The organism is Isoptericola sp. NPDC057559, assembly GCF_042801555.1.
GTDB lineage: Bacteria > Actinomycetota > Actinomycetes > Actinomycetales > Cellulomonadaceae > Isoptericola.
On the sequence record NZ_JBHVFQ010000001.1, the window covers coordinates 178,731 to 192,213 of the forward strand.

Consider the following 13,483-nt stretch of genomic DNA (forward strand, 5'->3'; position numbering starts at 1 on the left):
CCGCTGGTCGTCGGCGGCTCAGCCGTGGCCGTGCCCGCCGTCGTGCCCCGCCAGACGCTCCGACGGCCCGGGGCGCGCCGTCGACCCCGGCTCGACGACGAGGAGCTGGCCCATCATCCCCTCGTCCTCGTGGAGCAGCATGTGGCAGTGGTACATGTACGGCCGCACGTCGTCGGCGTAGTCGTCGAACCGCATCAGCAGCCGGTAGGTGCGGCGCGGCTCCAGGTAGACGGTGTCCTTGCGGCCGGCCAGCTCGGGCGGCGGCGCCTCGCCGTCGACGGTCAGGACCCGGAACTGCACGTCGTGCACGTGGAAGCTGTGCGGCATGGGGACGGTGTTGCGCACCTCCCACACCTCGGTGGTCCCGACGACGGCGACCTCGTCGATACGCCCGGTGTCCATCGTCTCGCCGTTGATGGTGCGCTCGGCGAGGTCGAACGTGCGGGTCACGGTGGCGTCGCCCTCGTGCAGGGCGTCGCCGGCCGCGTGCTCCGACGGCTCCCACGCGGGCGCGGGTGACGGCGCCAACCGGTCGGCCGCCCGCAGCTCGAGCACGTCGAACGCGTCGTTGCCGCCCATCGCGAACGGCACGGCGACTCCGCCCAGGTCGGCCTCGAAGGAGCGCAGCCGGGTGGTCTCGCCGGGCTTCATCACGACCACCACTTCCGCCCGCTCCCCCGGGGCGAGGCGCACCCGGTCCAGGCGGACGGGCGCGTCGAGCAGCCCGCCGTCCGTGGCGACCAGGTCCAGGTCCCGGTCGCCGAACCCCAGGGCGTACGTGCGCGCCGTCGACCCGTTGACCAGGCGCAGCCGCACCCGCTCGGTCGTGACCCGCTGGTAGGCGCCGGCGACGCCGTTCGTCACCACCGTGCCGCCCAGCGCGCCCGGCTCGCCGCCGTCGTGGTCGAGGACGAGCTGCCCGTCGTCGTCGAGCACCTTGTCCTGCACGACCACGGGGACGTCGTCCACGCCGTACTCCCGCGGCAGGTCGGCGGCGCGCGACGCGTCGTCGTCGAGCAGGAACAGCCCCGCGAGGCCGCGGTACACCTGCGCCTCCGTCTCTCCGTGCGGGTGCGGGTGGTACCAGAGCGTCGCGGCGGGCTGGTCGATCGCCCAGGTGGGCCGCCAGGTCGCGCCCGGCTCGACCGGCTGGTGCGGGCCGCCGTCCATCGCGGCGGGCAGGTGCATGCCGTGCCAGTGCACGGTGGTGGTCTCGTCCAGCGCGTTCGTCACCTCGACGGACACCTTCTCGCCGCGCTCCGCCCGGAGGGTGGGGCCGAGGTACGCGCCGTCGTAGCCCTGGGTGCGGGTCTCGACGCCGGGCAGCAGCTCGGTCGTCCCCTCCTGGGCGGTGAGGCGGAAGGTGCGCACGCCGTCGACCACCCGCGACTCCGCGAGGGGCGGCACGGGCAGCTCGCGCGTGAACCCCGGCTCGTCGACCGACGTCACCGAGCCGGGGATCCCGCCGCACCCGGCGGCGAGCAGCGCGACGACGGCGGCGAGCGCCGCGGCCGTCGCCCGCCGGCCCGTCATCGCGCGCCGTCCTGCGGGGCGCGCACGCCCCGCGCCCGCTGGATGCCGAGGGCGGCCACGCCGGCCACCGCGCCCCAGCCGACGTCCATCGCCAGGGCGGGGAGCGCCGTCCACGCCGCGCCGGCCGTGCCGCCCGTGCCCCCGAAGAGCGTGGACACCAGCAGCGTCACGACGCCGGACGCCAGGCCCGTCAGGGTCAGCGTCGCCACGGGCCGCGGCACCCGGCCGAACCCGACCACCCCGATCCACACGACGGCGGTGAGCGCGACGATGCCCAGCGCCCTCGGCGCTCCGGTACCCCCGACGCCCGTGAGGCCGGTGAGCGGCCAGAGCAGCGCGAGCGACGCCAGCCCGGCCACCAGGGGCCAGGAGATCCCCGCGCGCCCGGGGGTCTCGGGCGGGGCGGCGGGCTGGGGACGGGGCCGGGGAGAAGGCTGGTGCGAGGTCATGCCACGACCATCCCCGCGGGCCGGGGTCGGCCACATCGGCCCTGGAGCGTCTCCCGGTGTCGCCCCGGGGCGACACCGACCCTGACCGAACCCCCACACCCGCGGCACCCTGCGGGGGTGGCACCTAGCCTGGCAGGCATGACCTCGTCCGCGACGGCGCCGCCGAGCCCGTGGGTGACCGACGTGGTCCTCGCGCTGGCCTCGACGCTCGTCGTGGCGGTCGTCATCGCGGCGGACCCGGCGGGCGACGGCGGTGCGGGCCCGGCGGCGTACGCGTTCGCGGCGGGGCTGGGCGCGCTGGTGCTGCTGCGCCGGTTCGCGCCGCGCACGATGCTCGTGCTCACGTTCCTGGGCGTGTGCGCCTACTACGCGCTCGGCCTCGCGCCGGTCGGCATGGTGCTGCCGGCGGTGGCCGCGCTGTACTCGGCGGCCGAGCGCGGGCGCGCCGGGTGGGCGGTGGGCACCGGCGGCGTGCTCGTGGTGGTCGCGACGTACTTCCGCCTCACCGACGAGGACGTCGACCCCAGCGCCGCGCTCACCGCCTACGACCTCGTCACCAATGTGGCGCTCACGGCGGCGGCCGTCGCGCTCGGCGTCGCCGTCCGGCTGGCCCGCGAGGCCCGCGAGCGCACCGCGCTGGTCCGCGACCTCACCGCCGCCGAGGAGGCGCACGCCGCGCAGGAGCGGCTCCAGGCGGAGCGGCTGCGGATCGCCCGCGACCTGCACGACGCCGTCGGGCACAACCTCTCGGTCGTGGCGCTGCACGCGGGCGTCGCGGACGAGGCGGTCGGGCGCGACGACGACGCGGCGCGCGGCGCGCTCGCCCGGGTGCGGGAGGCGGCGTCGGGCACGCTCGACGACCTGCGCGCCACGGTGCGGGTGCTGCGCGCCCCGCTCCCCGGGACGGCGCCCCGCGGCGCGGTCGGCCTCGCCGGGCTCGACGCCCTGCTCGCGCCGGTGCGGGAGGCCGGCCTCGAGGTCACGATCGACGACGCCGTCCCGCCGGGCGCGCTGGCCGGCGCGATCGACGCGGCGGCCTACCGCATCGTGCAGGAGGCGCTGACCAACGTGGTGCGGCACGCGGGCGCGCGGCACGTGCGCGTCGAGGCTGCCGTGGCGGACGGGCGCCTCCGGCTGGCCGTCACCGACGACGGTCGCGGCGCCGGCGGGGCCGCGGGCTCCGGCGCGGGGCTCGCGGGGATGCGCGAGCGCGCGGGCCTGCTGGGCGGCGCCCTCAGCGCGGCCGACGCGCCGGGCGGCGGGTTCGCCGTCGTCGCCGACCTCCCGGCGAGGCTGGAGCCATGATCCGGGTGGTGCTGGTCGACGACCAGGAGCTGGTGCGCGCCGGGCTGCGCCCGCTGGCGGAGCTCGACGGCGACGTCTCCGTCGTCGGCGAGGCGGCCGACGGCCGCACCGGGCTGGCCCGGGTGCGGGAGCTGACGCCCGACGTCGTGCTCATGGACGTGCGGATGCCCGGCCTGGACGGCATCGAGGCCACGCGCGCGATCGCTGCGGACCCGGCGCTCCGGGACGTGCGCGTGCTGGTGCTCACGACGTTCGACGAGGACGAGCACGTGGTCGAGGCCGTCCGCGCCGGCGCCGCGGGCTACCTGCTCAAGGACGTCTCCCCCGGCGACCTGCGCGCCGCGATCCGCACCGTCGCCGCCGGCGGGTCGCTCCTGTCCCCCGCCGTCACCGCGACCGTGCTGCGGGCGGTCGCGGCGGCGCCACGGCGGCTCGACGACGGCGTCCTCGCGCGCCTCACGGACCGCGAGCGCGAGGTGCTCGAGGGCGTCGGCCGCGGGCTCACCAACGACGAGATCGCCCGCGACCTGTTCCTCAGCCCGGCGACGGCGCGCACGTACGTCAGCCGGCTGCTCGCCCGGCTCGACGCGCGCGACCGCGCCGCGCTCGTCGTCCTCGCCTACGAGACGGGCCTGGTCACGCCCGGGCGGTGACGGCGGGCGCGACCCTCAGACCAGCCCGAGCTCCCGCGCCCGCACGCCCGCCTGGAACCTCGAGTCCGCGCCGAGCGCGGCCATCAGCTCGGCCACCCGGCGGCGGTAGGTGCGCACGCCCAGCCCCATCGCGCGGGCGGCCGTCTCGTCCTTGACCCCCTGCCCCAGCAGGTCGAGCACCTGGGGCGCGATCGCGCGGATCTCGGCGATGCGCGCGTCGAAGACGTCGAGGTCGACGGCCGAGCGCCACACCGCCTCGAACAGGGACGCGACCCCCTGGACCGCCTCCGGCTGCGTGACGATGCCGTAGCTGCGCCGCCCCGCCCGCACGTCGCCCGCCAGGATCGCGAGCCGCCGGTCGAAGAGGATCGTCTCGTTGACCTCCTCGGTCGTGATGCGGATCTGCGCGCCGTGCAGCTCCCGCGCCCTCGCGAGCCCGCGGGCCGCCACCGGGTCCAGGAGCACGCCCGGCCGGTAGACCTTGCGGAGGCGGACGTCGTCGCGGTGCGCCCGCGGCGCGTCCTCGACCTCCTGCGGCCCGTGCGTCACCACCCAGGTCCCGAGGTCGTTCGCCGCGCACGAGATCTCGGTCGCGTGCGCGAACAGGTGCGCCGTGCGGGAGAGCAGCTCCTCGTCGCCTTGGACGACGGTGACGGCCTCTCCGGTCTGCATGCCTCGATCCTGCACCCGGGGCGGGGACGCCGCCAAGGTCGGCAACAACCTGCCACCGCGGCCGCCAGGGCGCCCTGCGTGCCGATGCTGGAGCACATGACGACCACCACCGGCACCACCACGACCACCCCGACCGGCACCGCCGACGCCGGCGCCGCCGGCACCTGGCGGCTCGGCGACCTCACCGTGAACCGCCTCGGCCTCGGCGCGATGCGGCTCATGGGCGCGCTGGGCGCGCCCGCGCCGCGCCCTCGCGAGGAGTCGATCGCCGTGCTGCGTCGCGCCGTCGAGCTCGGCGTGAACCACATCGACACGGCGGCCTTCTACTTCCTGCCCACCCGGTCCGCGAACGAGCTGATCGGCGCCGCCCTCCAGCCCTACGCCGACGACCTGGTGATCACCACGAAGATCGGCGCCGCCCAGTCGCGCGACGGCCGCTTCGAGCCGTACGCCCGCCCCGACCAGCTGCGCGGCCACGTCGAGGAGAACATCCGCCAGCTGGGCCTCGACCACCTCGACGTCGTGAACCTGCGCTGGGGCACCGGCCTCGTGCGCGAGCCCGGGTCGGTCGCCGAGCACGTGGGGGCGCTCGCCGACCTGCGCGACGCCGGGCTGGTCCGCCACGTCGGCGTCTCGAACGTGCTGCCGGAGCAGCTCGACGAGGCGCTGTCGATCACGCCCGTCGTGTGCGTGCAGAACCGGTACGGCCTCACCGAGCGGGACGACGACGGCCTGCTCGCCCGGTGCGGCGAGCTCGGTATCGCGTTCGTGCCGTTCTTCTCCGTGGGCGCGTCCGTGGCCGGGGCGATCCCCGACGGCACGCACCACGACGCCGGCGAGGCGGAGGTGGCGGCGGTCGCCGCGGCGCACGGCGCGACGCCCGCCCAGGTGCGGCTGGCCTGGACCCTGCACCGCGGGCCGCACGTGCTCGCCATCCCCGGCACGGGCAGCGTCGCGCACCTGGAGCAGAACGTCGCCGCCGCGGCGCTCCGGCTGACCGACGACGACCTCGCCACGCTCGACGGGATCGCCCCGGCGGCCTGACACCTCCTCCGCCGAACAGGCAGTTGACACCGTTATCGGGCGAGTTCCGCCGCGATAACGGTGTCAACTGCCTGTTCGGCACCCGGCCCTGTCGGCCCCGTGTCGTGAGTACACCGGCGGATGTACGGTCGGCCTCATGGAGACCGTGACGCTCACGCACACCGCGGCGCTGGCGCGGCTGGGGCACGCGCTGTCGGACGGCACGCGCACCCGCATCCTGCTCGCGCTGCGCAACGCGCCCGCCTACCCGTCCGACCTGGCGGCGAGGCTCGGCGTCTCCAAGCAGGTGATGTCCAACCAGCTCGCGTGCCTGCGCGGCTGCGGGCTGGTCGTGGGACGTCCGGACGGGCGGCGCACGGAGTACCGGCTGGCCGACCCGGCGCTGTCGCACGCGCTCGGCGACCTGCTGCGGCTGACGCTCGCCGTCGACCCGGCCTGCTGCGGGCCGGACTGCACGTGCGCGACGCCGGCGGACGGCGCGCGCGGGAGGCCCGAGCCCGCGGACGCGGCATGACGCACGACCACGACCACGCGCACGCCGCCGCGGACCACCGCGGCCGGCTGGCGGTCGCGTTCGGCATCACCGCGCTCATCCTCGTGGCGCAGGCGGTGGGCGCGCTGCTCACCGGCAGCCTCGCGCTGCTGGTGGACACCGCCCACATGCTCACCGACGCGGGCGGGCTGGCCCTCGCCCTGTTCGCCGCGCACCTGTCGTTGCGGCCGCCGTCGTCGCAGCGCACGTGGGGCTACCGGCGGGCGGAGGTGCTGGCCGCGCTGGCGCAGGCGACCGTGCTGCTCGTGGTGGGCGTGTACGTGCTGGTCGAGGCGGTGCTGCGGCTCGCGCACCCGCCGGAGATCCCGTCCGGGCAGCTCGTCGTCTTCGGCGTCATCGGGCTGGTGGGCAACCTCGCGTCGATGGGCGTGCTCGCCGGCCGCCGGGACGCCAACCTCAACCTGCGGGCGGCGTTCCTGGAGGTGGTGAACGACGCGCTGGGGTCGGTGGGCGTCATCGTCGCCGCGGTCGTCATCGCCACCACGGGCTGGCAGCGGGCCGACTCCGTCGCCGCCCTGCTCATCGGGGCGCTCATCCTGCCGCGGGCGGTGCGGCTGGCGCGGGCCGCCGGGTCCGTGCTGCTGGAGTCCACGCCGCCGGGGCTGGACCTGGAGCAGGTGCGGGCGCACCTGTTGCGCGTCGAGCACGTGCGCGACGTGCACGACGTGCACGCCTCCCTCATCGCCACCGGACTGCCGATCCTGTCCGCGCACGTCGTGGTGGACTCCGGCTGCTTCACCGACGGGCACGCCGGCCGCATCCTCGACGAGCTGCAGGAGTGCGTGGCCACCCACTTCGACGTCGCCGTCGAGCACTCCACGTTCCAGGTGGAGCCGGACACCCACCCGGGCCACGAGCACCCCACCCACGCCTGAGCCGCCTCGGAGCCGAGGATCGGCATGATTCCGCGGTATACAAGAAGTCTTGTACTCCTCCCCGCCCGCGCCTAGCGTCGTCGGCATGGAGCAGATCGAGGCGATCACCGCCGTGCACCACCCGGTGCGACGGCGCATCTACGACTACCTGAGCCTGCACGGCACCACCCAGGTGACCACGCTGGCGCGCGAGCTCGGGCAGCAGGTGGGCAGCGTCAGCCACCACCTGCGGATGCTGAAGCGGGCCGGCGTCGTCGAGCAGGCCCCGGACCGCACCGGCGACCGGCGCACGAGCTGGTGGCGGGCGTCGCGGCAGGGTCTGAGCTGGTCGGCCGACGACTTCTCCGGCTCCCCCGCCGACGCGCTGCTCGCCCGGGAGGCGGAGCGCGCGAACGTCGAGACGCACGTCGGCCGGCTGCGTGCCTGGCACCGCCGCACCGCCCCGCTGCCGGAGTGGTCGCGCGCCGCGTTCAGCATCGACACCGTCGCCTGGGCCACCCCCGACGAGCTGGCGGCCCTCTCCGCGGCGATGCGGGAGACGTTCGCCGCCTGGCAGGCCGGCCTCGCCGCCGGCGACGGCCCGGACGACGGCCCGGATGACGACGCGGACGACGACACCAACGACGACGCGGACGACCGCCCCGAGCGCATGCCCGTCTTCGTGTTCGCCCACGGCTTCCCCACGGTGCCATGACCAGCACCACGAGCGCCGCGCAGCCCGTGCTGCTGCGCGAGCCGCCGACGTTCTCCCGCGACCGCGCCGTGCACGCGTGGATCGGCGTCAAGGCGCTGTCCGACGCCGGCGACGCCATCTGGTCCATCGCCCTCGCCTGGACGGCGGTGCAGGTGGCCTCCCCCGCCGTCGCCGGGCTGGTCGTGGCCGCCGGGACCGCGCCGCGGGCCGTGGTGCTGCTGTTCGGCGGCGTCCTCGCCGACCGGGTCGACGCGCGGCGCGTCATGATCGTCTGCAACGTGCTGCGGGTGGCCGTGCTGGTCGGCGCCGCGCTGTGGGTGCTGTCCTCGCCGCCGACGGTGCTGCTGCTCACCCTCGCGGCCGTCGCGTTCGGCGTGTGCGACGCGTTCTACGAGCCGTCGGCGAGCACGATCGCGCGGCAGCTCGTCCGCGCCGAGGACCTCCCCTCGTACACGGCCGTCGCCCAGACCGCGTCCCGGCTGGCCACCATGGCCGGCTCCGCGGTGGGCGGGTTCCTGGTCGCCCGCTCCGGGCTCCTGGGGAGCGCCGGGGCGAACGCGGTCACCTTCGCCCTCGTCGTGGCGTTCATCGCCATCTGGCTCCGCCCGCGGTTCGCCCTGCCCCGCGCCGACAAGGAGTCCGCGTTCCGCGGGATCCGCCGCGGCTTCGCCCACCTGCGCGACGTACCCACCACCCGCACGCTCGTCATCGCGCTCTCGGGCCTCAACCTCGCCGTCGGGCCCGCCGTCGGCATCGGGATCGCCCTGCGCGCCCACGACGCCGGCTGGGGCGCCCGGGCCGTGGGGATCCTGGAGGCCTGCATCGGGCTGGGCGCCGCGATCGGCGCGCTGTCGGTCGCCCGCTGGCGGCCCCGGCGCGAGGCGCGCGCCGGGTTCGCGGCCCTGGCCGTGCAGGGCGCGGCCGTCGTGGCGCTCGGCACCGGCCCGGTCGGCGTCGCCGGGGCGGCGTGCCTCGTCGTCGGGCTCACGGCCGGGTACGCCTCCGCGCTGCTCGGCGCCACGTTCGCCGGCACCGTCGACCCGTCGTACCTGGGGCGGATGGCGTCGATCACCCGGCTGGGCGACGACGTCTTCATGCCGCTGGCGATGGCCGCCTTCGGGGTCCTGGCCTCGGCCACCGCGCTGTGGGTGCCGTTCGCCGTCTTCGGCACGGCGATGGCCCTCCTCATGGCCGTCCCGCTGCGCAACCCGCTGTTCCGCGAGCTGTCGCTCGGCAAGCGCACGTGAGGCGCGCCACGGGGCCGGCCGCCCCGTGGCGCCCCCGGGCGGGCGGTGCTGTGCTGGGCACATGTCCACCCGCGCCGAGACCACCCCGACCGGTCACCCCGACGAGCCGCACGCCGGCGGGCTCGCACAGCGCCTCAACTGGCTGCGCGCCGGCGTCCTCGGTGCCAACGACGGCATCGTGTCGGTCGCGGCGGTCGTCGTGGGTGTCGCCGCCGCGACGCCGGAGCGCGCCCCGGTGCTCACGGCCGGCCTGGCCGCCCTCGTCGGCGGCGCGATCTCGATGGCGCTCGGCGAGTACGTGTCGGTGTCCAGCCAGTCCGACAGCGAGAAGGCCCTCATCGCCAAGGAGCGGCACGAGCTCGCGACCATGCCGGACGAGGAGTTCGACGAGCTCGTCGGCCTCTACCGGCAGCAGGGCCTCAGCGAGGGCACCGCGCGGCAGGTGGCCACCGAGCTCACCCAGCACGACGCGCTGCACGCCCACCTGGCCGCCGAGCTGAACATCGACCCGCACGACGTGGTCAGCCCCTGGCACGCGGCGTGGGCGTCCCTGCTGGCGTTCCTCGCCGGCGGCATCCTGCCGATGCTGGCGGTGCTGTTCATCCCCGAGCCGTGGAAGATCGCCGGGACGTTCGTCGTCGTGCTCGCCGCGCTGGGCGCCGCCGGCGCCATCGCGGCCTGGATCGGCGGCTCGTCGCGCACCCGCTCGGTGTCGCGCGTGGTGATCGGCGGCGCGCTGGCGCTCGGCGTCACGTTCGCCCTGGGCTCCCTGCTGGGCACCGCCGGCGTCGCCTAGGCTCGCGAGCCCCACGCCTCCCCACCCGCGAAGGAGCAGCACGTTGGCAGCATCGACGTCCCCGCACGCCGCGACCGACCTCGCCCCGCGCCTCGGACGCACCGTCCTCTACCAGCTGTACCCGCAGAGCTTCGCGGACTCGGGCCGCGCAGGGGCCGACGGGATCGGCGACCTCGCCGGCATCACCGCGCGCCTCGACTACCTGAGGTGGCTCGGCGTGGGCGCCGTGTGGCTCGACCCGTGCTTCGTCTCGCCGTTCGCCGACGCCGGGTACGACGTCGCCGACTTCCTCACCATCGCGCCGCGGTACGGCACGAACGACGACCTGGCGGAGCTCACCGAGGAGGCGGGGAAGCGCGGCATCTCGGTCCTGCTGGACCTCGTGGCCGGGCACACCTCCGACGAGCACCCGTGGTTCGTCGCGTCGGCCGACGACCCCGACGACCACCGGTACGTGTGGAGCGAGGCCCCGGTCGACGGGTTCCAGCCCGGCCCGGGGAGCCGCGGCGGCTACTACCTGCCGAACTTCTTCCCGGTGCAGCCGGCGCTGAACTTCGGGTACGCGCGGCAGCACCCGGACGAGCCGTGGCGCCAGCCCGTCGACGCCCCGGGCCCGCGGGCCAACCGGGCCGCGCTGCGCGAGATCATGGCGCACTGGTTCGACCTCGGCGTCGCCGGCTTCCGCGTCGACATGGCCGCGTCCCTCGTCAAGGACGACCCGGGCCTCGTGGAGACCGGGCGCCTGTGGCGCGAGACGCGCGAGTGGCTGGACGCCACCTACCCGGGCCGCGTGCTCGTCAGCGAGTGGGGCGACCCGCGCGTGTCCGTGCCGTCCGGGTTCCACGCCGACTTCTTCCTCCAGTTCGGGGGCGACGACGACGGCCTGCCGCTGCGCTCCCTGTGGAACAACGGCGCCGGCACGGTCAACCCGTCGTGGGGCGAGGTGCCGAGCTGGGCCGACGCCGAGGCGCGCGGCGACGCCGCGACGTTCGTCCGCGCCTGGGAGGAGGCGACCGGCGCGATCGCCGCGGCGGGGCGCGGCGGGCTCACCGGGCTCCCGACGTCGAACCACGACTTCACGCGGCTGGTGGCCGGGGCGCGCGACGCCGAGCAGGCGCGGGCGGCGCTGGTCCTCACCTTCACCTGGCCCTCGATGCCGTCGGTGTACTACGGCGACGAGATCGGCATGCGGTTCGTGCCCGGGACGCCGACGTTCGAGGGGTCGCGGCTCAGCCCGACCTACGACCGCGCGGGCTCCCGCACCCCCATGCAGTGGGGCGACGTCCCCGCCGGGCGGCTCGGCCCCGCCGTCGCCGAGTCGCGGTACCTGCCGCAGGACCCGGACCCGGACCGCCCCACCGTGGCCGCCCAGCTCGACGACGAGGCCTCGCTGCTGCACCTCGTGCGGCGGCTGGCGCACCTGCGCACCGCCGACCCCCGCCTGGACGCGTCCGCCCCGGTCGAGGTGCTGGCCACCGGCTACCCGTTCGCCTACCTGCGCGGCACCCTCGCCGTCGTGCTCAACCCGGGCCGCGAGCCCGTGTCGATCGCGGTGCCCGGCGCCGCCGGGGCGCGCCCCGTGGAGGCGCGCGGCCACCGCACCGAGGGAGACGTCGTGCACCTCGACGGGCACGGGTACGCCGTCCTCGACCTGGCCTGACCGCGCGTGCCGCTCGCCGGGTGTCACCGGCGGGCGGCAGGCTGGGCGCATGGAGCTCGAGGTGCGCGGTGAGGTCTTCCAGTGGCGCGGCCCCGCGCCGTACTACTACGTCGCGGTGCCCGACGCCGAGGCGGAGCAGATCGCGTCGGTCGCGGCGCTGGTCACCTACGGCTGGGGCGTCATCCCGGTGACGGGCCGCCTCGGCGGCACCACGTTCACCACGTCGCTGTTCCCCCGGGACGGCGGCTACCTCGTGCCGCTGAAGGACGCCGTCCGCCGGCCCGAGGGCGTGACCGACGGCGACGAGGTCGTCGTACGGCTCACCCTGGACGGGGTGTGACCCGCCCGGGGAACCACCCCTGCAGCACGCTGCGCCACGCGTCACGGAACGAGCGTCCGCGCCGCCACTCGTGCCACGTCAGCCACAGGACGAGGGCGTCCAGCAGGGTGAGGAGCGCGACGCCCACCCCCGGCGAGATCACCGTCTGCACGACCTGGACCACGAGGAACGCCGCCAGCGCGCCGACCGCCCACGGGTAGACGCGTCGTGACCCGGCCAGCAGCGCGCCCACGATCGCGACCTTGACCACCCCGTGCAGCAGCAGGAACAGCCCGGCCACGAGGGCGGTGCCGTGGCTGAGCGCGGACGCCTCGTGCAGCAGCAGGTGGGCCACCAGGTCGTGCGGGTCCTCCTGCAGCTCCTGCGCCACCGCCGACCGCGTGAGCGCCAGCACCTGGTCCTGGCGCAGGACCAGCAGCGCCGCGCCCGCGACCAGCTCGACCAGCCCGTCGAGCCCCTTGAGCAGGATGCCCACGACGAACGCCGTCTCGGCGACCAGCTCCCGCCGCCCGCCACGCGCCCTCGCCTCCGGGGCCTGCCGTCCGCCCGTCACCCGTCCCACTCTCGTCCCCCCGCCGCCCGGTCACCAGCAGCCCGGTCACCAGCAGCCCGGTCACCAGCAGCCCGGTCACCAGCAGCCCGCCGACGTCGTGGACGGTCCACCACCGCGGCGGCAGAGGGACTAGCGCGCGGAGGCGAGGCGGTCGACGAACGCGACGGCGGCGGCGGAGATCCGCGCGCGGGCGTCGTCGTGGCTGATCGTCGGGGTGCCGTCGCCGGGCTGGGGGCCGTAGTCGCCGAACTGCGCGTGCACGGCGCCCTCGACGACGGTGAACGTGCTGTCCGCGGGCAGGTCGGCGCGCGACGCGTCGATCTTCGCGGGCGTCGCCAGGCCGTCGCGGCTGCCGGACACGGACTCGACGGCGGCGGTCAGGGTGCCGCGGACGTCGCCGGCGGGGTACGACGCGAACAGCAGCAGCCCGACGGCCGGCGCCTCGCCGTCGTCGGCACCGGGGTCCCCTGCGTCGGCCTCCATCGCCGCGACGGTGCCGCCGAGCGAGTGCCCGCCCACCACCCAGCGCTCCTCGTCGGGGAGCGCGGCGCGCGCGCCGTCGAAGGCGCCGACGGCGAGGAACGCGATGCCGAGCGGCTGCTTGGCGACGACCACCGTGTGCCCGGACTCGGCGAGCGGCCGCAGCACGGCGGCGTAGGCCCGCGCGTCGACCCTGGCGCCCGGCTGGAAGAAGACGGCCGTGCCGTCGCCGCCGCCCGCGGGCGCCAGCTCGTACCGCGTCGCGCTCTCGGTGACGGTCACGGCGCCGTCGGAGCGCATCGCGGCGAGCGCCGGCTCGACCGCGCCGAACGGCCGCAGCCACGCGACCAGGGCGACCCCCACGGCCCCGGCGACGAGCAGCACCACCCGGCCGGCGCGCCGCCAGCCCCGCCGCGCGGGGCGGCGGCGCAGGGCCCGCACGCCGGCGACCAGCGCGAGCGCGAGCGTCAGCGCCAGCAGCACGGCGTACGCCGGGTGCCCGTGCACGACGGCGCCCCACGACGTGGCGCACGCCCACGCGACGACGGCGACGGCGGCGGCCGCCACCACGAGCGTCGCGATGCGGAGCCACGTCGGCGCGGTCGGCGCGGGCGGCGCGGCCGGCACGG

General features: G+C 76.5%; 15 protein-coding genes. 10 read left to right on the forward strand and 5 right to left on the reverse strand.

The window, feature by feature from the left end; translation table 11 throughout:
• Nucleotides 1–18: 18 nt before the first annotated feature.
• On the reverse strand, nucleotides 19–1,533 hold the full coding sequence (locus ACFU5J_RS00780) for a multicopper oxidase family protein (RefSeq protein WP_430577480.1): 1,515 nt from the start codon (nucleotides 1,531–1,533) through the stop codon (nucleotides 19–21).
• Complete coding sequence (locus ACFU5J_RS00785; protein ID WP_430577481.1) at nucleotides 1,530–1,982, reverse strand: hypothetical protein; 453 nt, start codon at nucleotides 1,980–1,982, stop codon at nucleotides 1,530–1,532. Before ACFU5J_RS00785 ends, ACFU5J_RS00780 begins: the two co-directional genes overlap by 4 nt.
• Before the next feature lie 138 nt (nucleotides 1,983–2,120).
• Between ACFU5J_RS00785 and ACFU5J_RS00790 the strand changes: the two genes are divergently transcribed.
• A complete protein-coding gene (locus ACFU5J_RS00790; protein WP_430577482.1) occupies nucleotides 2,121–3,287 on the forward strand; it encodes a sensor histidine kinase in 1,167 nt (388 codons plus the stop codon).
• The gene (locus ACFU5J_RS00795) at nucleotides 3,284–3,940 is read left to right on the forward strand and encodes a response regulator (RefSeq protein ID WP_430573404.1); all 657 of its coding nucleotides are present in this window, start codon (nucleotides 3,284–3,286) and stop codon (nucleotides 3,938–3,940) included. Before ACFU5J_RS00790 ends, ACFU5J_RS00795 begins: the two co-directional genes overlap by 4 nt.
• Nucleotides 3,941–3,955: 15 nt before the next feature.
• Here the strand turns inward: ACFU5J_RS00795 and ACFU5J_RS00800 are convergent, their stop codons facing one another.
• Nucleotides 3,956–4,612, reverse strand: a complete 657-nt coding sequence (locus ACFU5J_RS00800) for a DNA-binding response regulator (RefSeq protein WP_430573405.1) — start codon at nucleotides 4,610–4,612, stop codon at nucleotides 3,956–3,958.
• 96 nt (nucleotides 4,613–4,708) lie between these two features.
• Between ACFU5J_RS00800 and ACFU5J_RS00805 the strand changes: the two genes are divergently transcribed.
• The 8 genes from ACFU5J_RS00805 (at nucleotide 4,709) to ACFU5J_RS00840 (ending at nucleotide 11,821) form a co-directional block, all read left to right on the forward strand.
• Nucleotides 4,709–5,656: an oxidoreductase gene (locus ACFU5J_RS00805; protein WP_430577483.1), complete on the forward strand. Its 948-nt coding sequence runs from the start codon at nucleotides 4,709–4,711 to the stop codon at nucleotides 5,654–5,656.
• 136 nt (nucleotides 5,657–5,792) lie between these two features.
• A complete protein-coding gene (locus ACFU5J_RS00810) occupies nucleotides 5,793–6,170 on the forward strand; it encodes an ArsR/SmtB family transcription factor (RefSeq protein WP_430577484.1) in 378 nt (125 codons plus the stop codon).
• Entirely contained in the window at nucleotides 6,167–7,084 is a 918-nt protein-coding gene (locus ACFU5J_RS00815; RefSeq protein ID WP_430577485.1) for a cation diffusion facilitator family transporter, read from the forward strand. Before ACFU5J_RS00810 ends, ACFU5J_RS00815 begins: the two co-directional genes overlap by 4 nt.
• Nucleotides 7,085–7,169: 85 nt before the next feature.
• Nucleotides 7,170–7,778: a winged helix-turn-helix domain-containing protein gene (locus tag ACFU5J_RS00820; protein WP_430577486.1), complete on the forward strand. Its 609-nt coding sequence runs from the start codon at nucleotides 7,170–7,172 to the stop codon at nucleotides 7,776–7,778.
• Nucleotides 7,775–9,025, forward strand: a complete 1,251-nt coding sequence (locus tag ACFU5J_RS00825) for an MFS transporter (protein ID WP_430577487.1) — start codon at nucleotides 7,775–7,777, stop codon at nucleotides 9,023–9,025. Before ACFU5J_RS00820 ends, ACFU5J_RS00825 begins: the two co-directional genes overlap by 4 nt.
• A gap of 61 nt (nucleotides 9,026–9,086) precedes the next feature.
• Nucleotides 9,087–9,821, forward strand: a complete 735-nt coding sequence (locus ACFU5J_RS00830) for a VIT family protein (RefSeq protein ID WP_430573411.1) — start codon at nucleotides 9,087–9,089, stop codon at nucleotides 9,819–9,821.
• Between the two features lie 43 nt (nucleotides 9,822–9,864).
• Entirely contained in the window at nucleotides 9,865–11,481 is a 1,617-nt protein-coding gene (locus ACFU5J_RS00835; RefSeq protein WP_430577488.1) for an alpha-amylase family glycosyl hydrolase, read from the forward strand.
• Between the two features lie 49 nt (nucleotides 11,482–11,530).
• A complete protein-coding gene (locus ACFU5J_RS00840) occupies nucleotides 11,531–11,821 on the forward strand; it encodes a DUF1905 domain-containing protein (protein ID WP_430573413.1) in 291 nt (96 codons plus the stop codon).
• Here the strand turns inward: ACFU5J_RS00840 and ACFU5J_RS00845 are convergent.
• Nucleotides 11,802–12,374: a DUF2127 domain-containing protein gene (locus ACFU5J_RS00845; protein ID WP_430573414.1), complete on the reverse strand. Its 573-nt coding sequence runs from the start codon at nucleotides 12,372–12,374 to the stop codon at nucleotides 11,802–11,804. The two genes, ACFU5J_RS00840 and ACFU5J_RS00845, sit on opposite strands and share 20 nt — an antisense overlap.
• Before the next feature lie 129 nt (nucleotides 12,375–12,503).
• On the reverse strand, nucleotides 12,504–13,481 hold the full coding sequence (locus ACFU5J_RS00850; protein WP_430577489.1) for an alpha/beta hydrolase: 978 nt from the start codon (nucleotides 13,479–13,481) through the stop codon (nucleotides 12,504–12,506).
• Between the last annotated feature and the right edge of the window lie 2 nt (nucleotides 13,482–13,483).

Excerpts from the sequence above, each read along its gene's own strand:
- ACFU5J_RS00815 (WP_430577485.1), top strand. The coding sequence starts at position 6,167 with ATGACGCACGACCACGACCACGCGCACGCCGCCGCGGACCACCGCGGC.
- ACFU5J_RS00810 (WP_430577484.1), top strand. The coding sequence starts at position 5,793 with ATGGAGACCGTGACGCTCACGCACACCGCGGCGCTGGCGCGGCTGGGG.
- ACFU5J_RS00780 (WP_430577480.1), bottom strand. The coding sequence starts at position 1,533 with ATGACGGGCCGGCGGGCGACGGCCGCGGCGCTCGCCGCCGTCGTCGCG.
- ACFU5J_RS00805 (WP_430577483.1), top strand. The coding sequence starts at position 4,709 with ATGACGACCACCACCGGCACCACCACGACCACCCCGACCGGCACCGCC.
- ACFU5J_RS00800 (WP_430573405.1), bottom strand. The coding sequence starts at position 4,612 with ATGCAGACCGGAGAGGCCGTCACCGTCGTCCAAGGCGACGAGGAGCTG.
- ACFU5J_RS00840 (WP_430573413.1), top strand. The coding sequence starts at position 11,531 with ATGGAGCTCGAGGTGCGCGGTGAGGTCTTCCAGTGGCGCGGCCCCGCG.
- ACFU5J_RS00820 (WP_430577486.1), top strand. The coding sequence starts at position 7,170 with ATGGAGCAGATCGAGGCGATCACCGCCGTGCACCACCCGGTGCGACGG.
- ACFU5J_RS00795 (WP_430573404.1), top strand. The coding sequence starts at position 3,284 with ATGATCCGGGTGGTGCTGGTCGACGACCAGGAGCTGGTGCGCGCCGGG.
- ACFU5J_RS00830 (WP_430573411.1), top strand. The coding sequence starts at position 9,087 with ATGTCCACCCGCGCCGAGACCACCCCGACCGGTCACCCCGACGAGCCG.
- ACFU5J_RS00825 (WP_430577487.1), top strand. The coding sequence starts at position 7,775 with ATGACCAGCACCACGAGCGCCGCGCAGCCCGTGCTGCTGCGCGAGCCG.
- ACFU5J_RS00785 (WP_430577481.1), bottom strand. The coding sequence starts at position 1,982 with ATGACCTCGCACCAGCCTTCTCCCCGGCCCCGTCCCCAGCCCGCCGCC.
- ACFU5J_RS00790 (WP_430577482.1), top strand. The coding sequence starts at position 2,121 with ATGACCTCGTCCGCGACGGCGCCGCCGAGCCCGTGGGTGACCGACGTG.